The organism is Pseudomonas sp. GW821-FHT03C07 (assembly GCF_059420925.1).
The window spans coordinates 96,249-120,718 of record NZ_JBWKUQ010000011.1; the positions used below are offsets into that span (position 1 = coordinate 96,249).

General features: G+C 56.9%; 33 protein-coding genes, 2 tRNA genes and 1 pseudogene. 17 read left to right on the forward strand and 19 right to left on the reverse strand.

Annotated features, from left to right (window positions below; all coding sequences use genetic code 11):
• Positions 1 to 486: 486 nt before the first annotated feature.
• From AC07VG_RS20905 to AC07VG_RS20920, 4 genes are all read right to left on the reverse strand, one after another.
• Entirely contained in the window at positions 487 to 939 is a 453-nt protein-coding gene (locus AC07VG_RS20905) for an SRPBCC family protein (RefSeq protein ID WP_495021794.1), read from the reverse strand.
• A 195-nt stretch (positions 940 to 1,134) separates the two neighbouring features.
• Positions 1,135 to 1,734 (reverse strand): NADPH-dependent FMN reductase, encoded by a 600-nt coding sequence (locus AC07VG_RS20910; RefSeq protein ID WP_495021795.1) that lies wholly within the window; start codon positions 1,732 to 1,734, stop codon positions 1,135 to 1,137.
• A 69-nt stretch (positions 1,735 to 1,803) separates the two neighbouring features.
• Complete coding sequence (locus tag AC07VG_RS20915; protein ID WP_495021796.1) at positions 1,804 to 2,070, reverse strand: hypothetical protein; 267 nt, start codon at positions 2,068 to 2,070, stop codon at positions 1,804 to 1,806.
• 240 nt (positions 2,071 to 2,310) lie between these two features.
• Positions 2,311 to 2,387: transfer RNA gene (locus tag AC07VG_RS20920), tRNA-Val, on the reverse strand.
• A 622-nt stretch (positions 2,388 to 3,009) separates the two neighbouring features.
• On the opposite strand from AC07VG_RS20920, the gene AC07VG_RS20925 reads away from it, so the two are divergent.
• From AC07VG_RS20925 to AC07VG_RS20970, 10 genes are all read left to right on the forward strand, one after another.
• Positions 3,010 to 3,321 (forward strand): helix-turn-helix domain-containing protein, encoded by a 312-nt coding sequence (locus AC07VG_RS20925; RefSeq protein ID WP_495021797.1) that lies wholly within the window; start codon positions 3,010 to 3,012, stop codon positions 3,319 to 3,321.
• A 39-nt stretch (positions 3,322 to 3,360) separates the two neighbouring features.
• A complete protein-coding gene (locus AC07VG_RS20930; protein ID WP_495021798.1) occupies positions 3,361 to 3,555 on the forward strand; it encodes a DUF4224 domain-containing protein in 195 nt (64 codons plus the stop codon).
• A 471-nt stretch (positions 3,556 to 4,026) separates the two neighbouring features.
• Complete coding sequence (locus AC07VG_RS20935) at positions 4,027 to 4,245, forward strand: DUF4224 domain-containing protein (protein ID WP_495021799.1); 219 nt, start codon at positions 4,027 to 4,029, stop codon at positions 4,243 to 4,245.
• 24 nt (positions 4,246 to 4,269) lie between these two features.
• The gene (locus AC07VG_RS20940) at positions 4,270 to 4,476 is read left to right on the forward strand and encodes a hypothetical protein (protein ID WP_495021800.1); all 207 of its coding nucleotides are present in this window, start codon (positions 4,270 to 4,272) and stop codon (positions 4,474 to 4,476) included.
• A gap of 98 nt (positions 4,477 to 4,574) precedes the next feature.
• Positions 4,575 to 4,802 (forward strand): hypothetical protein, encoded by a 228-nt coding sequence (locus AC07VG_RS20945; RefSeq protein WP_495021801.1) that lies wholly within the window; start codon positions 4,575 to 4,577, stop codon positions 4,800 to 4,802.
• Positions 4,803 to 4,812: 10 nt separating this feature from the next.
• The gene (locus AC07VG_RS20950; RefSeq protein ID WP_495021802.1) at positions 4,813 to 5,043 is read left to right on the forward strand and encodes a hypothetical protein; all 231 of its coding nucleotides are present in this window, start codon (positions 4,813 to 4,815) and stop codon (positions 5,041 to 5,043) included.
• Positions 5,044 to 5,408: 365 nt separating this feature from the next.
• Positions 5,409 to 6,194: a HipA family kinase gene (locus AC07VG_RS20955; protein WP_495021803.1), complete on the forward strand. Its 786-nt coding sequence runs from the start codon at positions 5,409 to 5,411 to the stop codon at positions 6,192 to 6,194.
• Entirely contained in the window at positions 6,191 to 7,048 is an 858-nt protein-coding gene (locus AC07VG_RS20960) for a DUF3037 domain-containing protein (RefSeq protein WP_495021804.1), read from the forward strand. Before AC07VG_RS20955 ends, AC07VG_RS20960 begins: the two co-directional genes overlap by 4 nt.
• Positions 7,049 to 7,341: 293 nt before the next feature.
• Positions 7,342 to 7,551 (forward strand): helix-turn-helix transcriptional regulator, encoded by a 210-nt coding sequence (locus AC07VG_RS20965; protein WP_248769049.1) that lies wholly within the window; start codon positions 7,342 to 7,344, stop codon positions 7,549 to 7,551.
• Between the two features lie 387 nt (positions 7,552 to 7,938).
• Positions 7,939 to 8,694, forward strand: a complete 756-nt coding sequence (locus tag AC07VG_RS20970) for a hypothetical protein (protein ID WP_495021805.1) — start codon at positions 7,939 to 7,941, stop codon at positions 8,692 to 8,694.
• Between the two features lie 229 nt (positions 8,695 to 8,923).
• Here AC07VG_RS20970 and AC07VG_RS20975 read toward each other — a convergent pair whose 3' ends face one another.
• From AC07VG_RS20975 to AC07VG_RS21020, 10 genes are all read right to left on the reverse strand, one after another.
• On the reverse strand, positions 8,924 to 9,178 hold the full coding sequence (locus tag AC07VG_RS20975; protein WP_495021806.1) for a hypothetical protein: 255 nt from the start codon (positions 9,176 to 9,178) through the stop codon (positions 8,924 to 8,926).
• A gap of 219 nt (positions 9,179 to 9,397) precedes the next feature.
• A complete protein-coding gene (locus AC07VG_RS20980; protein ID WP_495021807.1) occupies positions 9,398 to 10,009 on the reverse strand; it encodes a glycoside hydrolase family 19 protein in 612 nt (203 codons plus the stop codon).
• Between the two features lie 59 nt (positions 10,010 to 10,068).
• Positions 10,069 to 10,578 (reverse strand): tail fiber assembly protein, encoded by a 510-nt coding sequence (locus AC07VG_RS20985; protein ID WP_495021808.1) that lies wholly within the window; start codon positions 10,576 to 10,578, stop codon positions 10,069 to 10,071.
• A gap of 12 nt (positions 10,579 to 10,590) precedes the next feature.
• The gene (locus AC07VG_RS20990) at positions 10,591 to 12,378 is read right to left on the reverse strand and encodes a tail fiber protein (RefSeq protein WP_495021809.1); all 1,788 of its coding nucleotides are present in this window, start codon (positions 12,376 to 12,378) and stop codon (positions 10,591 to 10,593) included.
• Positions 12,379 to 12,386: 8 nt separating this feature from the next.
• A complete protein-coding gene (locus AC07VG_RS20995) occupies positions 12,387 to 12,983 on the reverse strand; it encodes a YmfQ family protein (RefSeq protein WP_495021810.1) in 597 nt (198 codons plus the stop codon).
• Between the two features lie 5 nt (positions 12,984 to 12,988).
• Positions 12,989 to 14,074 carry a baseplate J/gp47 family protein gene (locus tag AC07VG_RS21000; RefSeq protein WP_495021811.1) on the reverse strand — a complete coding sequence of 362 codons (1,086 nt, stop codon included), beginning with the start codon at positions 14,072 to 14,074 and terminating at the stop codon, positions 12,989 to 12,991.
• 103 nt (positions 14,075 to 14,177) lie between these two features.
• Complete coding sequence (locus AC07VG_RS21005) at positions 14,178 to 14,624, reverse strand: phage GP46 family protein (RefSeq protein WP_495021812.1); 447 nt, start codon at positions 14,622 to 14,624, stop codon at positions 14,178 to 14,180.
• Positions 14,621 to 14,899 (reverse strand): hypothetical protein, encoded by a 279-nt coding sequence (locus AC07VG_RS21010; RefSeq protein WP_495021813.1) that lies wholly within the window; start codon positions 14,897 to 14,899, stop codon positions 14,621 to 14,623. Before AC07VG_RS21010 ends, AC07VG_RS21005 begins: the two co-directional genes overlap by 4 nt.
• Before the next feature lie 36 nt (positions 14,900 to 14,935).
• A complete protein-coding gene (locus AC07VG_RS21015; protein ID WP_495021814.1) occupies positions 14,936 to 15,205 on the reverse strand; it encodes a phage baseplate assembly protein domain-containing protein in 270 nt (89 codons plus the stop codon).
• Complete coding sequence (locus AC07VG_RS21020; protein ID WP_495021815.1) at positions 15,198 to 16,301, reverse strand: phage baseplate assembly protein; 1,104 nt, start codon at positions 16,299 to 16,301, stop codon at positions 15,198 to 15,200. Before AC07VG_RS21020 ends, AC07VG_RS21015 begins: the two co-directional genes overlap by 8 nt.
• Positions 16,302 to 16,323: 22 nt before the next feature.
• Between AC07VG_RS21020 and AC07VG_RS21025 the strand changes: the two genes are divergently transcribed.
• Positions 16,324 to 16,947 carry a hypothetical protein gene (locus AC07VG_RS21025; protein WP_495021816.1) on the forward strand — a complete coding sequence of 208 codons (624 nt, stop codon included), beginning with the start codon at positions 16,324 to 16,326 and terminating at the stop codon, positions 16,945 to 16,947.
• Positions 16,948 to 17,046: 99 nt separating this feature from the next.
• Here the strand turns inward: AC07VG_RS21025 and AC07VG_RS21030 are convergent, their stop codons facing one another.
• Together AC07VG_RS21030 and AC07VG_RS21035 are read right to left on the reverse strand one after the other, a co-directional pair.
• Positions 17,047 to 18,477 carry a DNA circularization protein gene (locus AC07VG_RS21030; RefSeq protein WP_495021817.1) on the reverse strand — a complete coding sequence of 477 codons (1,431 nt, stop codon included), beginning with the start codon at positions 18,475 to 18,477 and terminating at the stop codon, positions 17,047 to 17,049.
• Positions 18,474 to 18,728, reverse strand: coding sequence for a hypothetical protein (locus AC07VG_RS21035; RefSeq protein WP_495021818.1), 255 nt, complete (start codon positions 18,726 to 18,728; stop codon positions 18,474 to 18,476). The genes AC07VG_RS21030 and AC07VG_RS21035 overlap by 4 nt, the downstream gene beginning before the upstream one ends.
• Here AC07VG_RS21035 and AC07VG_RS21040 point away from each other — a divergent pair.
• The 5 genes and pseudogenes from AC07VG_RS21040 to AC07VG_RS21060 all read left to right on the forward strand — a co-directional run.
• Positions 18,718 to 18,894 (forward strand): annotated as a pseudogene (locus AC07VG_RS21040) (serine/threonine protein phosphatase); the annotation flags it as partial. The gene AC07VG_RS21035 and the pseudogene AC07VG_RS21040 sit on opposite strands and share 11 nt — an antisense overlap.
• Positions 18,891 to 19,166: a hypothetical protein gene (locus AC07VG_RS21045; protein ID WP_495021819.1), complete on the forward strand. Its 276-nt coding sequence runs from the start codon at positions 18,891 to 18,893 to the stop codon at positions 19,164 to 19,166. The pseudogene AC07VG_RS21040 and the gene AC07VG_RS21045, both read left to right, overlap by 4 nt.
• Positions 19,163 to 19,345, forward strand: a complete 183-nt coding sequence (locus AC07VG_RS21050) for a hypothetical protein (protein WP_495021820.1) — start codon at positions 19,163 to 19,165, stop codon at positions 19,343 to 19,345. The genes AC07VG_RS21045 and AC07VG_RS21050 overlap by 4 nt, the downstream gene beginning before the upstream one ends.
• Before the next feature lie 85 nt (positions 19,346 to 19,430).
• The gene (locus AC07VG_RS21055) at positions 19,431 to 19,667 is read left to right on the forward strand and encodes a hypothetical protein (protein WP_177138099.1); all 237 of its coding nucleotides are present in this window, start codon (positions 19,431 to 19,433) and stop codon (positions 19,665 to 19,667) included.
• Entirely contained in the window at positions 19,664 to 20,800 is a 1,137-nt protein-coding gene (locus tag AC07VG_RS21060) for a tyrosine-type recombinase/integrase (protein WP_495021821.1), read from the forward strand. The genes AC07VG_RS21055 and AC07VG_RS21060 overlap by 4 nt, the downstream gene beginning before the upstream one ends.
• Before the next feature lie 107 nt (positions 20,801 to 20,907).
• On the opposite strand, the gene AC07VG_RS21065 is transcribed toward AC07VG_RS21060, so the two are convergent.
• Positions 20,908 to 20,984: transfer RNA gene (locus tag AC07VG_RS21065), tRNA-Val, on the reverse strand.
• 186 nt (positions 20,985 to 21,170) lie between these two features.
• On the opposite strand from AC07VG_RS21065, the gene AC07VG_RS21070 reads away from it, so the two are divergent.
• Positions 21,171 to 22,454, forward strand: a complete 1,284-nt coding sequence (locus AC07VG_RS21070; RefSeq protein ID WP_495021822.1) for an NAD(P)/FAD-dependent oxidoreductase — start codon at positions 21,171 to 21,173, stop codon at positions 22,452 to 22,454.
• Between the two features lie 28 nt (positions 22,455 to 22,482).
• On the opposite strand, the gene AC07VG_RS21075 is transcribed toward AC07VG_RS21070, so the two are convergent.
• Together AC07VG_RS21075 and AC07VG_RS21080 are read right to left on the reverse strand one after the other, a co-directional pair.
• A complete protein-coding gene (locus AC07VG_RS21075) occupies positions 22,483 to 23,169 on the reverse strand; it encodes a peptidase C39 family protein (protein WP_495002021.1) in 687 nt (228 codons plus the stop codon).
• Positions 23,170 to 23,623: 454 nt separating this feature from the next.
• Positions 23,624 to 24,373 carry a TerC family protein gene (locus AC07VG_RS21080; protein WP_495002022.1) on the reverse strand — a complete coding sequence of 250 codons (750 nt, stop codon included), beginning with the start codon at positions 24,371 to 24,373 and terminating at the stop codon, positions 23,624 to 23,626.
• Positions 24,374 to 24,470 lie beyond the last annotated feature (97 nt).

Genomic DNA, 24,470 nt, shown 5'->3' on the forward strand with positions numbered 1-24,470 from the left:
TCCAATTAGATAACCTGATTTTCACCTAGCAAATACAAGGCCACAAATACAAAATCCTAAACAAACATGGGTAAAACCACCCATATTTTTCATTAAGGTACGTCATAAAGAGGAAATTAAATGTGAATGGAGCAACTTGTAAAACCTAAAAGTTTCCTATTTGGAAACCACGGATCAGACAGATCGAGCCCTGAGACAGGGAGAAAAAAAGCCGGACGATTGAACGGTTTTGGGGCGCCATGAGTTTTTCTGGTGCATGCGCAGGTTCAAAGCGGGAGGGAATCGGGAGGGAAAATGGGCGGGCTCGGCACTGTTACAGGCAGTGACCTTCACCCCACCGAAAAACAAAGGGGGCGTTTCGATTACACCCAGGACTCAGAGCAAATGATGCAGGCGCAGCGCCACACACCGAAGATCGACGCACGGGTCAACCGCGACCGTCAGAGTGGCTTCAGTTGCTTGAGGTGCCCGCCACTTGAATGACAATCATGCGATATCCAGCAACTGCCGCATATTCCGATGGCGCGCGTCAAAGATGCGTCTCATGTACTCATCGACAAACAGCCACTCCAGCGCTGCGCCACCGATAGCCCGATAGGTGACCCGATCGGTGTAGAGCGTCCCACCCTCGGCGACCTCGACCCGATGCTCATGGCGAAACGCATTGAGCGGCCCTCTGACCATCTCATCGATAAAGTACTGATTATCTTTGACCTCACGAATACGCACGGTCCAGTTGGCCGGGATAAAACCGAACATCCAGTGCCGGAAGCGGAACTCGCGCCCCTGCTCGATACGCAGATCGGCGATGTCGATCTTGCCCAGCGGCGTGACACGCTCCGGAAAAATCTTCGGGAAGTTGGCGCCGTCCAGGCAGAACTCGAACACTTCGGCGCAACCGCGCCCTTTGATCAACGTGGTCTTTTCCAATACGGGCATGCGCGCACTCTTGAGATGGGTTTGACAACCGAATGGAAACGCTCGATACAACAGCGCCCGACCGACAAACCCGAACACCCAGACAAAGGCATCGCTCGAGAGAATCGCGTCCTGCGATAGAGCCCTCACATGTTCGCGGTGGACCGTCAAGGATGAAGGGCACCGCAGCGTCCTCAGCCCATCGAGCGGCGACGCCTACAGGACCTGGGCCTCCCCATCGATCCAGCCCTTGAATGCCTCCAGAGCTGAAACGATTTGTCGGCGAAGCTGCGGGTCCGCTGCAATGCCCACTTCATCCATCTCTTTGGCTAGCAGATTCACGGTAATCGATGCCGGTTCGACGATAATGGCTGACATTGTTTCCAGCACCAGCCTGAGCGCCGCCTGTGCATGACTCGCCCGTGACGATGCATTGAACAGTGCCACCGGCTTACCGGGAAATTCGTGGCTGGCGACAAGCCAATCCAGCGCATTCTTGAACGAGCCCGGAATGCCGCGCGCATACTCGGGGCACGAAATCAGGATGCCATCCGCCTGACCGATCAGCTCACGCAGTGCCACAACGATCACTGGAGGATTGTCGGCCAGGTCCGGGTCGAAATGCGGTAACTGCCCCACTTCCAGATAATGCTGGATCGCCATTCCTTGCGGACTGAGCCTCTCGGCGGCGCGCAGCAGCGAGGCGTTTGAAGAAGCCGCCCGAAGGCTCCCGGAGACCGCCAGTAACCGAACCATTGATACCCCGACGCAACCGAAAAACACCCTGGAAAGAAAAGCCCACTCAATGGCGAGCACTTGGAAGCTCAACACTCATGAACGCATTGTCCGGGAGCCTAGGAATTTCGACCAGCGCCAGAACAGAGGCTAGAGCTTCGTCGCCAAAGCATGTAACTTCAAGCCTGCACTTCCGGAGCTTCCCGAGCCCACTTCCTGCCTTTCTTCAATTTTTCTGCCGAGATAGCTGACCTCCGCCCGGAGCGCCTGCAACTCGGTAATCGCTCGATCCAGCAGTTCACGATCAGATGGGCGAGGACCCGCACCAGAAGCTGCCTGCTTGCAGCCACGATAAATGGCGACAGCCATCAGCAGAACGATACCGGTCAGCCTAAGGAGAACAATTGTAGCCTTCACTGCCCCACCTCCTGTATTGCACACACATAAGAGAAGACAAAACAAAGAAGGCTGGCGACGAACAGCGTGACACTCAACAACACCCTTTCGGGAGTTGCGTTTCACCCCTCAAGCGGTCGCGGACGCCGACCTGAAAGGCACTAGTCCGATACGCAAGAAGATTCGTCAAACGCAAGGCGCAAAAAAAGGGCCAACCTTTCGGTTGACCCTTTCTGACCGCCCAGCAGAGCGGATTTTGTTTGGTAGGCGCGATTGGACTCGAACCAACGACCCCCACCATGTCAAGGTGGTGCTCTAACCAACTGAGCTACGTGCCTGCTGTGAGGCGGCATTCTACGGAATTTCGAAAGTGTGTCAACCCCTTTTCTTTCCGCTAAGCCTATGAATATGCGTATTTTTTAGTGAGTACCCAAAAAACCAAAAAGGGCCAACCTCTCGGTTGACCCTTTCTGACCGCCCAGCAGAGCGGATTTTGTTTGGTAGGCGCGATTGGACTCGAACCAACGACCCCCACCATGTCAAGGTCGCAGGGAGATTACCTCTATCCTTATGATTTATATAGAAAAACAACATAAATCAGTCAAGTCAAAAAGCGTCATTTTGCTCTATAACAATCAATAAGTTACGAGAGGGTTTTGCAAAAGCAATTCAGCCTCAAGAGCAGCTCACCCGAGCCTCCTACCCGCAGCCACGTACCGCGCCAGCCCGTCGTAGACCTTGTACTTGCCCTGACCGCGGCAGGAATTGGGAAGGCCTGATCTTGATAACGGTCAGCCTGATGCGCGAGCGGCCGTAAATTAATGGATTCCAGGCTGGCCGAAACACGAGATCACGACTGTAAAAACTTGCTGTAAGGGGGGCTGAGCAACCGCTAAGGTGAATAAGAGACGGTGATGGCTGCGCTATCCTGTAGCACCACTTAATCTGCGGAGGACGGTCATGACCCTGATATCGATTACCGAAGCAGCCGATTTATTGGGCATTGGTCGAACGACAGCCTATCGCCTGGCAAAAGAGGGGCGAATCCCTTGCGTGCGAAGCTTCGGACCATTGAGGGTTCACGCTGAAAGACTCCAATCCATGATCGATGCAGAGGCTGACGCAAGTGTTGCGCCAGGACCACGCCAAAACAGCAAATTGCACGCAACGCCCCCCAACAAGCAATCCGGGCTCATCCGATCAGTCCCTGCTACTCAAGCAGAGCGCAAACTGGACGAACTGCTTCAGATCAGACCCAAAAAAACCAAATAACCACCTTGTGCCGCCATTGGGGCCGCATGGAGCTCTACTATGTTTCTGACAGCAGAAGAAGTGGCCGAGCTAACCGGCTACGTGAAGACCTACGCCCAAATCAAATGGTTGCAGGCGGAGAAATACGGATTTGCGATTGATGGATACGGTAAACCCAAGGTCCTGCGCCAGGTTGTACTCGGGCGCCTCGGCGGGGCTCAACTGAAGAAGGATCCGGAACTCCGGCTTGCATGAGGATTGAGAATACGCGCCCGAAAGAAAGACCAGCATCTGCCGGCGTGCATGTATCTGAAGCACCGGGATTATTATCTGGTGCGCAAGGGGAAATGGACTCGCCTGACTACTACGCTCGTCAGTAGTGGTGCTAGCCCTCTAGTAAACTCTGGAGAGAACTTATGGAAGATGAATGCGAAGTCGTATATGTAGCAGGCTTGGGAAAAATGATCGGACGAACTGAGGCTTCGATCAGGGAGGGGATTCGCCGCGGCGTGGACTGGTTGCCTAAGGGCTTCAAGATGGGGGCCAGGCATTGCTGGCTTAAGGATGATGTACGGGAGTTTTTGCGGGCATGCCGCGACGGGGAGAACAAGGCGCTGAAGGTCGGGCGGAAGAGGCATGCGCCTCCGACACTGATTAAGTCTCAGGTGGCCTGCTCAAGCCGATCAGCGAACCACTTCACTACTCACCGAAATCAGGGCGCCATGTATGATCGAATTCCTCACCCATGAAGAAGTTTGCGAACTGACTGGATCACACTTGAAGGCTGGGCAGATCAACAACCTTAAGCAGAACAACATCAGGCACACCGTAAAGGTCAGTGGGTGGCCCTGCGTCACGGTAGCTGCAGTTGTAGGCCCACCGGAGAAGCGGTCTACCAAGCCAGAGGAACCAGTCTGGACTCTCGATCTTTCCAAAATTAAATGAGCGCACCACAGGACGCGCCTGAATATGCTCAACACAGGGCTGCTGCCAGCCCTGCTCACCAGGCTCAACGAGAACCAGCTCGCCCTGGGAGCAGTGATCGAGGAATTAGCCAACTGGGTCGAGCAGCGCGGCTCTGCCGAGGTTGCCGACATCCGCGCCGCACTCTGGCCACTGGACAACAACCTCGAGTTCATTAGCATGAGCCTGGCAGTGCTCAACTCACCCGAGTGACACTCCATAGCTCAGCGCTCTTGAGCTCGACTCAAAATTTTGTTCATGCTAGCCCGGTACCACACACCATCGACGCAGAAGGACGTGTAGGGGGCCCCATGGGACTGACGAAACCAAATCAGCAGTTGCAACACGATCTGACAGCCGCAGCCTTCGCCATTGAAGACGCAGCATATGACCTTTTCAGGATCTCGAAACGATGTGGTGATGCAGAGCTCTTGGTCGCCATGGAAAAAATCGAGAAGCTTCACGGGCAGGCAGATCAGTTGAAGGATTATGCGGACGAGGTGAATGCGGGAAGGATTGCATGGAGCAATCCTGAGTAGAGGAGTACCTATGGGCCTGACGAAACCGAATCAGCAATTGCGTCGCGACCTGGCAGAGGCTGCGTTCAACCTCGAGCAGTCCTGTGTCGACCTGGGCAGACTGGCAAGCCGACTCAGCGGTGCCGATGCAATGGCACTGATCAGAGTGGTTGGCAAGCTCTATGAGGATGCTGACAAGCTGGCGGGGTATGCAGACGAGGTGAAGGACGGACGTATCACTAGGGTAAAGGGGAATGGCTGATGGCTCTTTTAGAGGTGCTTTCCGATACGCTCGGTGCGATCGGTAGTTTTCAGTCGTCCGGCGTTAGACCTCGTCGGGTCTTCACGCGTGGATTCGTCGCATTCTGCGTGATGGTGGCTGTGTTGGAGCTTATAGCGCTGAATCAATTCTATGCGGCGCGTGCGTGAGGCAAGGGCAGAAAGCATTGTGCAGGATTAACCATACCAAACTGTTGGGGCCTGGTGCCTTATGCAGCCCACAGGGTCATCGTGTGCTACGACGACAAGTGAGTTCCGCATATGGCGTTTTGCTTTCACATTTTTTTGGAAGCTGTAGAATCGCGAAAATTTTGTCACCATGACGTGCTAGGCTGCAAAGGATGGCGCATGTTCAAACGATTGTATGCGGTTCGATTTGATCGACCGGCTTCCGCAGGGCGTAATAAGGCTTGCATGATTGAATGCACCGATGAAGCTGACCAAAGGACAGACGTAATCGTGAAGTTCACAGGATGTGAAACGGGCCCTACCGGATTGATTCGGGAGTCGTTAGCTGCGTTTTTGGCCGCCGATTTAGGTCTGCCAATCCCAGAGCCCGTCCTGGTCGAGATTCCGGAAGGGTTTACTGCGGGTCCTGACTATCCGGAAGTAAATCACTTGCTGGGCAAGAGCTCAAAATTCGCGTTTGGATCGACCGCCTTGCCAGGCGGTTACACAATTTACGCCCCGACTCAGCCCTTGCGTGGCCCAGTGGTGCAGCGAGCTGTGCATATTTTCGTTTTTGACACTCTGATTGCGAATACCGACCGCGCACCAGGAAACCCAAATTGCTTGGTCAAAGGAGAGAACGCAATCATCATCGATCACGACCTCGCTTTTATCCTGGACGCGCTTTTCTGGAAGGAGCCGTGGAAGCTTGGCGGCGGTGATGAGCTAGCCGCACCTGAAAAACACATCTTCTGGACGCTTGCGAAAAACCATAATTTCGATTTCGCCGAGCTAAAGGGCCGTCTTTTGGCAATCTCAGATGATCGGCTGTCAGAATATGTTAACGCCCTTCCGAGAGATTGGCATGCAGGGAACAATTCGGCTCAGCGGATAGTCGAATACATTACAAATTTACGAGACAACGCAGATAGTGCTTTCTCTGAAATTCAGAGGGTTTTGCAATGAAACTTAAAAAATATGATTTCTCGATATTGAAATATGTACATGACCGCATTACTGGCGAGTTCATCAATATTGGCGCAGTAGTTTATTGCAAGGAAGACAAATTTCTTAAGCTGAAATGCAAGTCTCGAACCACGCGCATATCTGCAACATTTCCAGATCTTGATAGAAATCATCTGAAATCCGTACTCAAACACATTTCAAATCGATTTGACGAAATAAACAACAGAATTAAGGTCGGCCTAGATTTTGAGGGCGACACTCCGCTCTCAAGCTTTATCGCTGAAACACTTAAGACAGACGATAGCGCCCTCCAATGGAGCAAAATATCTTCAGGTCTTTCGCTGACCCCGAGCTCAGAGCTAGATAAGATATTTGAACGATATGTTAGCTTTCACGATGCACCTGAAGCTCGCGCAAGAAGGACAGAGCAAGATATTTGGCGAGATTTTGAAAGACATCTAAAGGAGTTCATACCTGCAGAAACTTTCTCACCAAAGAAAATTTCCGTTCTTGATGATGAACTTGAATTCAAGCACGCATGGAAAAACGGAATATGGCATTGTGTAGAGCCTATATCATTCGACTTGTCCGACTCTGACAACATGAAGGACAAAGCACATCGCTGGCTTGGACAAATGACTAGCATTCAGAACAGCAACGAAGAATTTAAACTGTACTTAATCGTCAGCAAACCAACAGAACAAAATCTGGCAGGCGCATTTAATCAAGCATTGAGTATCTTGCGAAAAATACCATCCAGTAAAGAGATATTCTTAGAAGATGAAGCTGGAGAACTGGCTCTAGAAATGAAGTCAAAATTTGACAATCACATCCGTGACCAGGCATCTCATTAAAATCGCCACTTAAAATTGCCTAGAAATTTATCTACATAGTTTGTCTTCCTCGAGCCCGGCCCAGCGCCGGGCTTCTTGTTTCTGCGCCAGCCCCGCTGTCGCCCGCAGGCAAGCCGTAGTCGATTACGACACGCTCTGGCTTTTCGCTACCGACCGCCTAGTAACTGTCCTACACTCAAACCAGCTGACGGATCAGCGCCCCCCCCCTCTGGAAATAGCCCGGCCCCGTGCCGGGCTTTTCGTCTCTACCACTCACCGGTGACACTCAAGTCGCACGCGGCGAGGAGATACAAATGGCAGCAGAGAATATCGACCGCTTCCTGCGCCTCAACGAGGTGCTCCACATAACCGGCCTTGGGCGGAACACGGTTTACCGCAGGATCAGAGAAGGAACATTCCCAAAACAATTTAGAATAGGCCCCAACTCTGTCGCCTGGCGTCAGTCTGCCATCTCCCAATGGATGCTGGCTTTGGCCCCCAGCAACGATCAAAACGAGGCGTAGCGCCCCGCCTCCTCCGGCGTCCTGCCGAACGAACACCACCAATCATTCAGCCCTCCTCCACACTCTTGAGGGTAGTTTCCCCGCCGATCAACTCTCGTAGAGAAAATCTCCCATGGCCCCTTCTTCCACCAGGAATTGGGGGTTTGAGATGATTAAACAAGCTATTTGACGGTAGCACTTTGCCTTGTTTAGAATCTGCCTACTCTGTATTGCACGGTAATTGGGGATTTAGCTCAGTTGGTAGAGCGATGGTCTTGAAATCCACACGTTGGGGGGCAAAATCCGATCTACCCAAAAAAATAATCCATACAAGTCAGGAGCTTAGCGTTTATCGCAAGTGCCTTCCCTCCCCCAATAGGGCCCTTTTGGCTCAGGAATAACAGCGTAATGACAGCGTGGTGGATGAGCGAAGGCAATAACCCCGTTGGAAAGCTTCTGCGGTTCGCCGAGGAAGGCGCACGGATCCAAGGCACAATGACGACGAATGATGCTTGGGCTGCAATATTCGGTTGCCACATTGTGGACACGTTAAAAATTGCAAGGGGCATTTCCGATATATACGAACTGGTCCAGGCAGGCAAAAAAGCAATTATAGACAACGCGAAGGGTGAAATTACAATCTACTTGACGCCATTGTTCAGTATCGAAGTTATGCTGACCAGCTGCGATTTTATCAGTCAGTGGCAAGACTGTAAAAATTATCTCAACTGCGTTACCCTTCAAGGGCTGGTATTCGGCAACCATCTCCTGTCAAACTGCTATCCGGCCGCCGATGCTGAGATTAGACAAAAAATTATCACGTTTACCGAAAAGCTATCAAAACTGCTCCAGGAGTGCTTGGACTCTGATCTTTCAGACGAGCTTAAACGTCTTTTCACCAAGCACATCGAGGCCATTCACGCTGGACTACTGAGCTATTTAGCCGGCGGTCCCGACAAGATTGAAGAACTCAGCGACCAAGCCGTTGGCGCTATAGTAAGAAATGTTTCTGAAATTCAGGAAGCGTCGCCAGAAGGACAAAGAATGGCGAAGAAGGTCCTCGAAACTCTATCGGTCACCAATCAGATCATCACGAAAACGCAAGAGCTCGCAACTCGAGCCCATCCGATCATTGAAAAATTGCTCCCCTTTATAACAACCTGACGGGAAGGTCGTGGCGAAACTTACTGGCACGCAGGGTTGGCCGCCACCAGTTGCTTCTCATAGCCCGGCCGCCGCAAGATCTCCGCCAGCATTGCCCGGACCTTTTTTCAGCGGGCCAGCCTTTTAAGGCTGGCCACGGTGACAACAGACTCCACTCCCTCGGCGTCCTGCCGAACGAACACCCTTCCCTATTTCAACTTCACCAGCGCGTCATACGCTGCTTCGCAAGTCAGCCCCCGGGCGCGGGACTGATCAGCATCTGCCGCCAGGATTCCCGCTCTTTCATCAGCGAGCTTGAACACGTCGGCAAGCACTCGGGCGGCGTGGGCAGCTGCCTTGCTTGCGGCGGCAGTGCAGGAATTGCTGCGGGCTTCACTGGCTGCGAGTCGGTTGGCAAGGTCGTCGGCTGCATCCCGCACCCGGCCAGACTCACGATGAGCAGCAGCAACGGCAGCAGTTGCCGTGTCGATGAACACTTGACCATTTTCCACCACCTTGTTGATTGATGCCTGGCGAGCCTGCTCTTTGGCGCGCTCGATGCTTTCGTTGAGTTCTTTTGCTGCCTGGTCAGCCGTGTCGCGGGCGTTCCAGCGCTCCTACCACTGAGCGTTGGCCAGGGTCTCGCCGTGGCGGTACGCGCCGAATAGCGCCAGTCCCACCAGCAGCAGGACGGCGAGGTAGGGGGCGATTCGCCCCAGCAGCGTCACGCAAGCACCTGCTGCGCGGTCGCGTACAGGGCCTGGCGATCGGCCGCGCCGTTCTGGCCGCCGTTGATGCGCTGCGTGATCGCGTCGAAGCTGCCGGCGTCGGCCAGGGTGTTGAGCCCGTTGGTAGCCCAGAACCATGCAGCCGACAGCGCCGCATATTGCGGCTGGGCCAGCAGGTCAGGGTTGTCAATGAAGTCGACGCCCAGGGCATCGCCGCACGCCTGGTAGTTGGCGCGCCCCGTGATCTGGATCAGGCCGCGCCCGCGGTAGTTCCAGCCGTCGCCGGACGATGCATCGCCGTTGCCCATCCGGCTGGCATAGGCGATGTTCGCGATCTGTTCCGGCTGCCGGGCGACCTGCGCGGCCAGGGCCTGGGTGAATCGGCTGGGCCAGGTGGACACGAGGGCCTGCGCACCGTAGTTCAGGTTCTCGACCACATGCTGCAGCTGGCCGGATTCGTGGCCGACCTGGGCCAGGAACGCAGCAACGCGCTGCGTGCCAACGATCTGAAAACGCTGCATTGCGGTGTTGAGCACAGGAACAAAAACGCCAGCTTGGGCGCCGGCGTTCGGGAGGATCTGCAGCAACTGCTGCTGGGTAATCGGCATGGGTTTCTCCAGGCGAAAAAAAACCGCTCAATGGCGGCTGGCATTTGGTATTGCGAGAATCAGCTCGGCAGCACAGGCCAGTCGATGGTTGCGGGGAACCCTGGCTGCTGATCGATGCGATTGACGGCGACCCGATACTGCTTCCAGGCCAAGAGGCTGGCCGTGTCAGCGTCAGTTGCTGTTCCCAAATCCACAGCATCCTGCAGCGGGGCAATCCGAAGGGCTGCGGTCCCGAGCAGGCCGTCACGCCGGCCCAGCGCCAGCGCGGTTAGCTCGGCCGGTGTAGGGGGCGGCGGCGAGTCGGTTGCGCCGGCGGGGACGGTTACACCCAGATCCTCGATCACATGAGGATCTGCGGTGTCGGTGTAATAAACGGTACCGCGGTAATCATCAACAACCGTCCAGGCATCACCATTCCGAACGACTGCCTGGTTCTTACCAGCAGCCGGCGGCGCATCAGTGTATGCATGAGCCGGGATCAGCCAATTGCCCTCCTCAAGAGGATCAGCATCAGCCAGGCCCTCACCGAGAAATTCACCGGTGAAGGGATGTGCGTTATAAATTTTCATCTTTCACCTCGATCAGTATTTGATGCATGCCAGCAGCGCGACGTTTCGTGGGCGAGTTTCTGTTCCGCCTGTCGCCTGCGTATTCCCGCCATTTACACCATTTGTCGAGCCGCCAAAGGCCGCACCGCCCGCAATTTGCAGCAACGTCTGGGCGTGCTGGGCGTGCACGTGGCTTGCGAATGCATCGAGTTGAAGCGATGCAAAAACACGACTGGCATCGATGCCTCGGCCATCATCAAAGCCTCGAATGAACTCGCCGCGAAGTTCAGGCAAGTTGAATGTTGTAGAACCGTCGCCCGCTCCGAACACTGTACCGATTGCGGCGAACAGCGCCGCGTACGTCGTGCGCGACACTGCCGCCGCATTTGCTTTCAGGTATCCGGCCGGGGCTGTCGAAGCCGCGAAGTTAATGACTGTCCCCGCCGGCACGGTGCCGGCCTGGATATATGACGTGACATACCATGTGGTGCCACCGCCCGATGTAATAGCTAATTTCTCGCCGGCATTCGCGAGGAAGGTCGCAGAAGATACGCCAGTACTACTTGTAATAGTGTCGGTACCTGCTGCTTTTACAGTCACAGAGTTCTGCGCAATAAAGATAAATGTTGTACCGATAAGGGCGGTTGAAATCGCCGGCAGTGTCTGCGTTGTCCCTGGTGTAAAAATGACAATCGGCTGCCCGGCGCTGGCCAGCGTTAAAGTTCCGCTCGCGCTCGCTCCCGATGTGCTGTTGAAATTTCCGAGCTGCGAAAGCTGGGCCGCCTGCTGACTTTTTGTTGCTGGAGCCACTTGCTCGGGCGCACCTGTGCAGAGCAGCAGGATGTACGAGCCGGCGCCGACAGAGCTATTCCACTGCACCCAGGCATCGCCGCTGGCGATCAGTTCGCCGCCCTGCAGCGCAGCATGTGCCCCACCTACCAGCGGCGCCGCGCTGACTCCATCATTAAGCGTACTCGCGCCCGTGTTTGCGGTCTTCACTTTGAAGCGCAGAACCTGGCCCTCGGCGCGTGCAGTGATCGCCGGCGAGAAGGCGCAGACGTACGTATTGGCTGTGCCAGTATCCGTGGCGAATGCAAGAGCGCCCGACTGAAACTGGCCGGCGTTGACTGCATGACCGGGCTGTGTCGCTGGGGCCACTTGCTCGGGCGCACCTGTGCAGAACAGCAGGATGTACGAACCGGTGCCGACGGAGGTGTTCCACTGAATCCAGGCATCACCGTTGGCAACCAGTTCGCCGCCTTGGAGTGCTGCATGCGCGGCGCCGACAAGCGCGACCCCGCTGACACCATCATTGACCGTGCTCGCGCCCGTGTTTGCCGTTTTGACTTTGAAGCGGAGGATCTGCCCCTCGGTGCGGGCAGTAATAGCCGGCGCAAAGGTGCAGACGTAGGTGTTGGCCGTACCGGTATCGACGGCGAACGCTAGTCCACCGGCCTGGATCTGGGCTGCAAGTTTTTGCGGAGTGATCGCGGTAGTGTTGTCGGTACCAGCGGCGGCAAGGGCGCTCGTCGCAAGCTTCAAGATGCCGGCCGATGTCTCGCTTGCAGCGCCTGCAGCACCGCTCTGCACGATCTTTGCGATGGCCAGCGCGAGCTGGTTAAACTGATTTTTGACAGGAGCTATGCCGGCGGCCGCGAGAACATTCAAGTTCTCCATCATGAGCATATTCATGAATTCTGAGGGCATGATCGTCGCTGGCACGCCAGTGGCCGGGTTACCGTCGGTGAAATAGCCGATCGTGCCCAGCGCGGTGCTGGCCGGAATGGCTGCGACCGCCGTTGAGTTGTCGATTTGATACATCTAAGGCCTCACGAATAGTGAAATTGCAGACGGGTATGTGACGGCTTGGCTTCGGTGAGCTCGCACTCGAGCACCGCATTGCCCCATGAGGCCAGCGGATCGCCCATGGCTGACTGTCCAGTGCGGAAGTTATTGATGGTGTTCAACTGGCAGTTGACGGCCCAGGTAAAGAACCAATCGGTGGAGCCAAGCTGCTGACCGCAAGTGCTTTGTCCACAGCGGAACGGTGCGTACTGGGTGACAGTGATGGCATACCCAAGTCCGAGCGCGTGCGCGATGAAGAACTGAATTGACTGGCCGCCCGTGTTCGTGAAGCGGGCCACTACTTGATTGCGCCTCCCCTGGAAGGTCGGCTGCGTTCCGGAGCACGGGTCAGGCAGCCCCAGGGTCGCCTCCCACTCGCTCAGGAAGTTCACGGTTGTCGCCGGAAAAAGGTCGTCGATCAGACCGAGCGCGGAATCACTGATCCGCGTGAAGGTCGGAGCGAAGCAGGAGATGGCCTGAGCGTGAACAGATGTCAGATCCTTCGGCCAGACCCTACCGCGCGGTAATAGCCCGAGTAGCGCCGATGTGAAGTCGGCATCGGTATAAGACGGTTTTGGCATGATGATCAGCCGTAAGTAATGACGCCCAGCGTGGGCAAATGGCCGAGGGTATTGAGCACGTTTGCCACTGGAGAAGTGATCACGAATCCCTGGGTTCCCGCGATCGCGGAAATAGCCGCCCCCACATCCGAGATGTCGACGGAAGAGCCATCAGCCAGCGGTGCACCCTGATCAAACAGCACACCGGCGATGGCGGAGGAGACTGCTGCCCTGGTCGCCGTTGAAGCGCCGGTGAGACCTGTGATCGTAAAGGGGATCGGGGCAGCAATTGGGGCGCAGTGGTAGACCATGGCCGTCACCGGCTGCTGGATGTAAACGCTATTCGCGATGATCAACTGATCGCCGGCGGCAAGGTTTCCAGACGTAGCGCGGTTGTCGCTTGACGATATGCCGTTCGTGCCTTGCGGAAAGCCACCGTAGGCGGCGTTGGCGTCATCAAGCATCGAGTACACAACCACGGTGCCGGTGCCAAACCCGTTGGGCATACACCATGCCCTGGTGACACCAGCTACCTCCAACGCCCAGGTCACATAATCGTTGTCAGATCCGCCATTGGGGGTGCTCTGATAGGCCGCAAGCATGCGGCCAAAGAACGCCTCGTCAAGTTCTTGATCGGCACCGCCGGTGATAACGGTGGTAACCGCACCAGTGGATTGGACGCCGGCAATGGAGGTACCCAGCGTCATCAGTCCACCGACCGGGGTATTCCCAGCCTCCCCGGCCAAATCCGCCGTCACCTGGACCACTAGGGTGTTCCCAGGGCCGACAGTAGCGGGCGCCTGCGTCGTGAATGTCGCCGAGTCGCTGCGCACCACCTGGGTGCCCGCAGAAACTATCACCCCAGGCGTACCGGGGAACGTGACGGCGCCAGAGGCAGCAGTTGGTGATTTCGGGTAGACATTCTTCAGGGCCCCCCAGGCATAAAGGAACTCGCCAGAGGCTGTATAGGGGACGCCCTGCCTGGCGATCCAGTCGAGGTAGCCGTAGTTGAGGTGGGCCAACCCGGCGACAGCCTTGCCGGTGATCTGCAGGTTGGAGAAACGCAGCAGACCGTCGGCCGTCGGCAGGCCCGAGGTGATGTCCGAGGCCACGCGAGCGCGCAGGTCCGAGAGCGTAGGTCGCGGATATGGCATAAGTGGCTTGCTCCAGGCAAAAAAATACCCGCTCAAGGCGGGTTCGATAATCAGCGTTCGGTCAGGCCTGGTCCCAGACCCAGTTGTAATTGAGTGGGGGTGCCACAGAGCCGTCGCGATGCGTGATGGTAATGATGGCGTTGAGCTGGCTGCGGCCGGCAATGACAGTGGTCACGCTCACCCCCTGGGCCACCTGGTCATCAACGAGCCACTTCAGCGCCTCCTCGATATAAATTTTGGCGGTGTTGGCTACGGCAGGGGTAAGTTTGGACCGATCCAACAACCACAGCCGGGAGCCGATCGGTACATCCTCGCCAGCATCCCCCCACCAACCCCGGCGATCACTCCCGCCATCCGGTGGGATGTCATCGTCATCGGCAAGGCGATCGGTAAACAAACTGATCAGCACGGCGCTGGCCAGGTCGCTGCCGCTCGCCAGGGCGCCTCCACTGATCGACCAGTCTCCGTTGCCGGTACTCGCGATCCAGGTGGTGGTGATATCGGTCATTGTTGAGGTGTCGGCGTGGTGGTGCCGCTCCCGTTGTTGTGCTCGTTGAAGATCACCCGGTCTGCGGCCATGGTCCGGACTGAGTCTTTGACATTGCCGCCGGCCTCGATGTCTCCGCTGACGCGCAACACAGGGGTATTCATCTGCACAGCTGTCGCGGCGTTGATCGTGACGGTGGTGGCGTTGTTTACGGTTACCGGCGAGCCCTTGGCCTCGATGACGATCCCGCCAGCCTGGGTCAGGTAGACCGACTTGCCCGCCAGGTCGTAGAGCATCGACTCACCCGCCAGCAGGTTGACCGGGCGGCTACCCTAGTGCCCGGTGGCCACGACAACCCCTTTGGATCGGTCGCCGCCCAGAAATACCACCAGTACGTCGGAACCATCAGGGGGCACAGAGGTAAAGCCAAACTCCGCTATGCGCGGGGTGCCGTCCCGGGTTTCCGAATCGTTGAGCTTCACCTGGAGCAGTTGGGCTGTTTTGCTGTCATTCGTAAAGGACACCCTCGCCCACCCAGCCAGAAGCTGTATACGGCGTTGGAGACCTTGAAGCATGCTCGACGTGTCAACTTTATTACCCATAATGCCCCTGTGGAACGTCGCCCCAGAGCGGGGTTAAGTTGATCGGTTGCGGCGCGAAAGCTTCAGGCGCCATCAAGGTGAGTTCGGCGGTTGTCCCGGAGTAGTCATTCCGCTGAAAAGTCACCTCGCTAATTAGAAGCAATGCATAGTCAAGCTTTAGTCGAGGAAGAGAAACCGGAACCAGTGTATTGGGCTCCCATAACGCGCCCGACAAGTCTCGCCAGCTATCAACAATAACTTTCACCACACGAGACCTGCCAAACCTCCTGGCCGACTCCCATACCGCACGCTTTTCGGCAATATCGAGCCCCATGCTGCCACTCTCTGAAATAATCACCATTCTCCGATGGCGCTTGCAATTTATATCCAACGCAGTGAACTTAAGATTCCCGCTTGTTCCGGCATCCATAAACAAATCAGTCGACTGCAAATACACATCATAAGTCGAGTAATTCAGATCAGCAGAATAATCTATATAGGCTCGCTGAACATTCATTCCCTCAGCAACACCACTATCCAGCTGTCGAGTTCCTACCCGGGATAAAAACAAGCTTCCATCAGGTAAGTCATAGGCCAGCACTGCCGAGAACCGGGACATGCGCTCGATGATGTCGAACGGGCTTTCTCCAAGCATGATGTTGGTTTGCGGAATGATAGGCAGCAAAAACGATGAAACGTTGGTGGCTACAGCAATCCCTTCCGGAACCCCGTTAGGCCTTGGCCCGTACACAGCAGCAAGCTTCTGTGCAACCTCTAGGACGGTCGCGTTACTGATTTGACCGCCGGCCCACTCCGCTGCGCAGTCAACGAGGTCCGAACATTTCGACCGGCCATTGATTTGAATGGAGTGATCGCTTGGTCCGATGGAGGGCACGTAATGGTCAATATAGCCAGTGACCACAGAATCATCGCCAAGTCGCACCTGACAAGCATCGCCTGGCGACAGAGCGATCTTGTCAAATTCCCCTGGGTGGAGTTCCGTCATGCCAATGCTGAAGTCGCTGGGCAGCCTTTCGATGCCGCGCGTAACGCGAATATCGGTCCACCCGGTGATAGTCAAGCCACCGGAGGTTATGGTTAGATCATCAGAAACCATGGAAAACCCGTAGAAGGTAGGTATGAAAAAACTCTTAATTCTTGGGGCTAGCTTTAGCTACAGCACGAAGAAACGCCAGCCAAACACCTGCGTCAAGCTGCGGACAAGGCATCAATATCGACCAGCGAATAAACAAAAGGACCTCGTAATGCGCTTACTACCCCTCGCCACAACTCTCATTGGCATGACTATCGCAACAGCAGCTTCCGCAGGGTGGTATGTCGATACGAAAGACGACATCTTCTCAGGCGGAAAAAGTGCATTTCTGGCGGGTGATATTGACACCTACCACTCACTAATATTCGACTGCGACTCAGATCATCTGACGATGGCTATCGTCCAAAAGATAGCGAAGAATGATTTGGAGACAGGGAGCTTCAGAATACTGATCAAGACTGGTCAAGAAGCAATACATGAATTTCAAGGAGAACTATCACAACGCAATGAAAAATACTCTCAGATAGCTACGACCGACGCAGATAAAGATGCACTCCTTAATATATTGAAGGGAATACGAGCTGCCAAGTCTAAAATTCAAGTCGGCGTGCAGCTCAAAGACTCTGATTTCAAATGGTCTGGAGTGGTTTCATCAGCGGGAGCTACAAAAGACGCTGACACATTTATGAGTGCTTGCAAGTTGAAGTGAATGCAAAAACGGTGCTTACCTTGAGAGTAGCGTCAGAACTACCATCAAGGCCGCACAGGATCACACAACCTAGGGGGCATTGACGCTGGCAATGCCCTTTCATTTGGCCAATGCACTTACCATCGTCGGCATAAAGGCCGGATGAACCGGGTTAGCCTGCTGGATCAGCTCGTCAGCCCGGGCGGAGTCTCGGTAGAGCCGATTGGCCATGGACAGGGCATTCATCGGAGCCCGGAAGGAAAACGTCTCCAGGCGTGGCAGCGTTGCACCGGCGGTGGTCAGATCGGTGACCACGGCCTGGCGCAGATCGATCAGTGCGTTATAGCTCTCGTCGTCACCGGCATCCCCTGCCACCAACAACTCCGCATCGATAAAGCCGGTCACCACCCCCATGGTGCTAATGGCCTCGTCGTAGGAAGTCGGCACGTAGGCAGCCACCACCTGTCCGATGGAGGCCAGGGCCGACCGGCGCAGCAGTGCACTGGTGGCATCCTGCGCAACCCCGCGAGCCACGCCGATAGCGCCACCGCCTGCGAATGTTGCCGGCGTATAGCTGGCCAGCGGCCCCAGCAGCGCGATGGCGTCACCTGGGTCAGCGATGCTGGCCACCAACGCATCCATAACGCCCTGCACGGCATCCGCGAAGGCGTTCCCGCTCGACGCATCCAGGTTCGCTGCGGCTCCCACCAGGGTATCCATGGCCATGTCGACGGCCACGCGATTGGTGGTGTTCTGGGCGATCAGGTCGGCCATGGTCGCGCTGGCGTTCCGAGCGTTCCTGCTGGTGGTCAGCGCGCTGCTGACGTTGCCGTTGGCATAACGCCCGAAGTCGCCAGTGAGCAGCGCACCCAGACTGGTGATGCTGCGCACGTCGTGGGTGATGCGACCGACCAGGACCTTGAAGTCTGCGATCACGCCAACAACCATTCCGACAATAGCCTTGCCGAACTTGATGACGCCCTCAACCGCATTGATCACCGCGGTGACGCCGCCGATCACCTTGCGAGCAAAGTCCAGCGCAGAAGACAGCCCGAGCGCTGCAGCCAGCTTGTCCAGCAGCGATCCGCTGTCCGAGGTAATGGTCGGAAAGACACGGTCACCAGACTCGATGAAACTGAAGCTGATCTCAAAGTATCGGCCCATGTCCCAGCGCTCGGTAACACCCAAGCCCCCATCTGGAACACTGACCTTCAGCGCGCCAAGGGTTGGGTGCACTAGGATTCCAGACCCTTTTTTCTCCGCAGCAGCGGCGAGGGCATCACGCTGTGCAAGGACGCTGCCGCCGCCATACACCAGACTGTTGCTGACCAGAAAGCCGCTCATGCGAATCCGGTGCGTCGAACGCCCCATGTCCTCGATGTAAGGCTTGTCGCGGCCTGGATACTCGTGCATGGCCAGGCGCCGGCCGAAACGCGCATCGCCACCATAGACGGCGAACGGCACGCCGCGGAACGACGCCTGATTGAGCATCTCAGTCCAGGTCCTGTTGGAGTCCTGGGCTATCTGAATGATGTCGGAAAGCAGGCTCATGCTATTGCTCCAACTCCGGAATAGGCGATGCGGCTCGAAGCCTGGACGTTGCCGTCAGCCTTGACCTTGGTTTTGACCCCCTCAGGGGCGTTCTTGTGCTCGATCTCGACCTTGACGGTGCCGCCAGGCGCTGCCTGAGCCGCACCCTGGGTGTAAGGCCCACTCGGGGCTTCCACGGGCGCGGCCATGCCGGCCTTGACCTTGCTGATGTAGTCACGAGTTTCTGCGGGCGCAGCACCCAGGGCAGTCATCGTTGGGCACACCCCAGTGCGTCAACCGGCAATCCTCGGGAATGTCTACCACATCGACACCGGCGCCTGGATGGGTGGCCACTTCACTTTGATCGACCTGGCCACGCTGCAATGCTTCCCGCCGATCAATCCGAAATTGAACTGGGACTGGGAGGAGCGCCCATGAAAACCATCATCACCATGATCCTGCTGCTAATCGTGGGCCAAGCTACCGCTGACGAGCAGCTCATCGACGTGCAGCACGACAGCGCCCGCGGCGTCACCTGTTGGATTGTGAACAACACCGGTATCAGCTGCTTGCCGGATGGCTCGTTTCAACACCCACAGAAGGCCACCCCCTCAACCGAGGCGGGGCGCGCCTCTCCGGCCAGCTCGGCGTCTGAAAACGGGCCTTTGCAGGCCACCCCAAACCCAGGTGATGAGAGGTTCCAGTTATGAGCCGCCGGAACGATACCAAGGGGCAGCGCCTGATCGAACTGTTCAACGCCCTGCAGCGCCGGGAAACCACGTTCGGCGAAATCTACGAAATGTCGGCGTCGTGCGGTGTAGACGCCCGCCGGGTGCTGGCCGACCACTTCGCCCGGCCGGCACAGTCGGTCGGCACGCTGGAGGCGTGATCATGGGCAAGCCGGCCCCCCCTGGAAGTGTCGCGACACTGTTCGCGAATTTCGAAAACGTGTCGCGACATGAAGGCAGGTAGATATGGCCAAGGTCATCGCTCAAATAACCGCTCGCCTGCCTCGTCTGATGGAGGCAGGTGAGTATAGGAAGTTGCGTTATGCTGGGGGGAAGCCAAGTTTGCAGCAATTGAAGAAGTGGATTGAGGAAGGCGAAATCGTGGGCGAGGTAAAAGGCGGAATGTATTTCGTTGACCTACAGGCCGCGATCATCGGATCTGAAGATCCGCTGCTTGCCCAAATGATGGATGTTGAAAGATGAGTCCCCGCCCCCGCTCGCCGATCAACAAGAAGCTGCCACCGAACCTTTACGCCAACGGTAAGTACTGGCGGTACAAGAACCCTATCACCGGCAAGATGACCAGCATCAATCGCTCACTGGAGGAAGCCATCAAGATGGCAAAGGCTGCGAACGCACGCCTGGCGCCACTGATGGCCGGTGACGGCGAGATGCTGACGATGATCACCGGCGAGAAGCTGCCAAATATGCGCACCCTGCTGGATCGGTTTGAAGCGGAATGGCTGCCAGATCGGAAGTACGCGGCCAGCACACTCGATGAAATCGGCTACAAGCTTGAGCGGTACCGCAAAGAGTTAGGTGATCTGCTGGTCGGTCAGCTCGATGTTCTGGCTGTGGCCGAGTACCTGGACCAATTCAGCAACAATGCCTATACCAAGCACCGCGGGCTGCTGGTGCAGGTGTTCGCCTTCGCCGTGGCCAAGGGCTTGGCCGAGAGGAATGTGGCCGAGCTGACGCTTGTGAAGAAGGAAGAAGAGAAGAAGCGGCAGCGCCACACCCTAGAGGGGCTGACGAAAATCATTGAAGCAGACACCACACCAGTTTGGCTCAAGCGGGCCATCAAGCTGGGCTTGGCCAGCCTGCAGCGTCGCGAAGATATCGTGACTTGGACGAAAGCATCGGTAGACCTGGAAAAGAACACAATCAGCGTGTCACCCGGAAAAACCGAGGGCTACGAAACGCCGATCCACCTGAAGATCGTCATGGGGAAATCGCTGCGCGAGGTGGTGGTGGAGTGCATGAAGTCACCGATCCTTTCGCCCTACCTGATCCACTACCGGCCGCGCGCCAGGCGGAAGGAGCAGGTCGATGCCAAGGCTCACTGGACCAGCGTCACCCCGGATTATCTGACCAAGGAGTTCAGGAAAGCCCGGGACGCCGCCAAGGCTTATGACCACATGCCAATCAGCGAGCGCCCCACGTTCCATGAAATCCGCGCTCTTGGGTCATGGCTTTATGAGCAGCAGAAGTTCCCGACCGAGTACGTCCAGGCGCTCATGGGGCACTCCGACGAAGAGATGACTAAGCACTACCAGGAAGGTCACGAAAAAAAGGGAATCGAATACGTCGAGGTAGGCGCCGGACTGGCGTTTTGAGGTGGGGTTTTGCAAAAGTTTTGCAAAAGTTTTGCAAATCTCAGAAAGCAAAAAGGGCCAACCTTTCGGTTGACCCCTCTAGACCGCCCAGCAGAGCGGATTTTGTTTGGTAGGCGCGATTGGACTCGAACCAACGACCCCCACCATGTCAAGGTGGTGCTCTAACCAACTGAGCTACGTGCCTGCTGTAGGGCGACATTTTGCGGATTTTCTCGCGACTGTCAACCCCTTTATTTCGCTAACCCCTTGAATATGCATATTTTTTACTGAGTATCCAGCAAACCGGCTTTTTCCCTGGGCGGCTGGCGGGGGTATTTCATCTGAGGTAGGATCAGGCCACTCGTAAAAAATATAAAACAGAGGTTGCAGGATGGCGAACACCCCCTACCCCCAGTCCTATTATGCCGCTTCGGCGAATCCGGTTCCTCAACGCCCTGCCTTGCAGAATGACGTCGAGACCGATGTGTGCGTGATCGGCGCCGGTTATACCGGGCTGTCCAGCGCATTGTTCCTGCTGGAGAACGGTTTCCGGGTCACGGTAGTGGAGGCCGCCAAGGTCGGTTTCGGCGCGTCGGGCCGCAACGGCGGGCAGATCGTCAACAGCTACAGCCGCGACATCGATGTCATCGAGCGCAGCGTTGGCCCCAAACAGGCACAGTTGCTCGGGCAGATGGCCTTCGAAGGGGGCCGGATCATTCGCGAGCGCGTGGCCAAGTACAACATCCAGTGCGACCTCAAGGACGGCGGCGTATTCGCTGCTATTACCAAGAAGCAGATGGGCCATCTCGAATCCCAGAAAAAGCTCTGGGAGCGCTTCGGCCATACCCAACTCGAACTGCTGGACGAGCGCCGTATTCGTGAAGTGGTCGGCTGCGACCAGTACCTGGGCGGCATGCTCGACATGAGCGGCGGCCATATCCATCCGCTGAACCTGGCGCTGGGCGAAGCGGCCGCGGTCGAGTCGCTGGGCGGGATGATCTACGAACAGTCGCCGGCAGTGCGCATCGAACGCGGCGCCAACCCCGTGGTGCATACGCCACAAGGCAAGGTCAGGGCCAAATTCATTATCGTCGCCGGCAACGCCTACCTGGGTAACCTGGTGCCGGAGCTGTCCGCCAAGTCGATGCCTTGCGGCACCCAGGTGATCACCACCGAACCCCTGAGCGATGCGCTGGCAAAATCGCTGCTGCCCCAGGACTACTGCGTCGAGGACTGCAACTACCTGCTGGACTACTACCGTCTTTCCGGGGACAAGCGTCTGATCTTCGGCGGCGGCGTGGTGTATGGCGCACGGGACCCGGCCAATATCGAGGCGATCATCCGGCCAAAAATGCTCAAGGCCTTCCCGCAACTCAAGGATGTGAAGATCGACTACGCCTGGACCGGCAACTTCCTGCTGACGCTGTCGCGCCTGCCGCAGGTCGGTCGCCTGGGGGACAATATCTATTACTCCCAGGGCTGCAGCGGTCATGGCGTGACCTACACCCACCTGGCGGGGAAGGTGCTGGCCGAAGCGCTGCGCGGCCAGGCCGAGCGCTTCGACGCCTTTGCCGACCTGCCGCACTACCCTTTCCCCGGTGGCCAGTTACTGCGCACGCCGTTCACCGCCCTGGGAGCCTGGTATTACACGCTGCGGGACAAGCTGGGGGTTTAAACCCCACAGCCTGATGCAAACATTGCCATCAGTGCCCGGCCAAGGCCTTGGTGGCCTGGGCCGCAGCCTGTTCCTGACCGGCCTGGGCCAGGTCGTTGGCGGCTTTCAACCAGCGTTGCCGATCGACCTGGGCCGGCAATTGCGTTGGCGCCTGGATCAGCACCGCCCAACTCCCGGCATCCTCCCAGGCCGAAGCAAACGCGCTGAACTTCATCGGCGTTCGAGGATGCATGCCCGAGCGCAACAGTACGGTCTGCTTGGTTCGGTTGTAACCGACCAGTACCGCATAGCGCGGGGTCGACCAGACCCGGCCCTCGCTGAACCGCACCATTACCGGATAGCCGGCCGCCACCTGGGCCAGCAACGCCGACAACTCAGGGTCGAGCGGATACACCACCATGCCGTACTCACGGGCCAGGACCTGCATGTTGCGCTCAAGACCGTCCTCGGCCCCCGGTAACTTCAGCGGTTTCTCCAGCAACCCCGGGGTCACGCTGACACTCTGCTGCGACAGCATGGTGGCCAGGGCCATGGTGCCGCCTTGATAGGCCTCGCCACGGAAGAACGGCACCGCATTGAGCTCAACCCGCTCCGGCAGGCGCTGGACGCCTGGCGCAACACCGCCGGCACACCCACCCAACCCCAGCAACAATGCGCCCACCAGCCACAAGCGCCGCCCCGATACCCTTCGCAAACTTGTTGATCCCTTGAACATCTTCACTCTCTTGGTCAATCGCCAGGTCGCTCAACACCTGGCAGGGCCCCTGATCATAGGTCGCGCGCCGACGAGGGTATAGCCTTTCGTTACAGATTGCCTGAGGCGATAGAGCGAAATGACTGGCCCCACACGACCTTTGGTCAATGGACTGAAACACAGCAGCGTCTAGACTGAACCTGGAAAGAGGAAGTGAGTGAGCCTGAACGGGCGAAGGAGGCACTGATGAGCCTTGTAGCGATAATTGCATTGTTGGTGCTCGGCTGGGTAACCGTCGCAGCGGCCATGTTATGGGGAGTACTGAGAATCTCCCGCCGCCATCACCACCCTGCCCTGCCTGCGCAACCCACAGCCAGTGAACAACCCCAAGCCCGGGCCGCCACCGCCCACTGACAGGCTTTCAACGAGAATGGCCGCCTGAATCCAGGCGGCCTTTTTATTGACCCGCCAGGTATCAGCCTTCTGCCACCTGACGCCTGTGCCGGGCACGTCGGGCCAGCATGTTCAAACCTTCAATCATCGCGGAGAAGGTCATGGCCGCGTAGACATAGCCCTTGGGCACATGGGCACCGAAACCTTCGGCGATCAAGGTCATACCGATCATGATCAGGAAGCCCAGGGCCAGCATCACCACCGTCGGGTGGTCATTGATGAACTTCGCCAACGGCTCGGATGCCAGCAACATCACCAGCACCGCCACCACCACCGCGAGCACCATGATCGGCAGGTGCTCGGTCATGCCCACGGCGGTGATGATGCTGTCGATGGAAAAGACCATATCGAGCATCAGAATCTGACCGATCGCCGCGGCGAAACCCAGGGAGATACCGGCCGTGCTGTCTTCAGCCGCCTTGGCCTCGGGGTCCATGCTGTGATGAATCTCGGTGGTGGCCTTCCACACCAGGAACAGGCCACCAGCAATCAGGATCATGTCCTTCCAGGAAAACGCCTGGCCGAACACCTCGATCACCGGCGCGGTGAGCTTGACGATGTAGGCGATGGTGCCCAACAAGCCCAGGCGCAGGATCAAAGCCATGCCGATGCCGATACGCCGGGCCTTGGTGCGAAACTGCGCCGGCAGCTTGTTGGTCAGGATCGAGATGAAGATCAGGTTGTCGATGCCCAGCACGATTTCCATGACGATCAGCGTCGCCAGGGCAATCCAGGCGGTGGGGCTGACGGCGAGTTGCAACAGGTATTCCATGGTTCAGTCCTGATTCCGGGGGAAGGCGGCCACGTCCTGGCCCACCAATAGCGGGCTATTCTAAGGAAGCTAATACTTCAGGAAAATTCGTATTTTT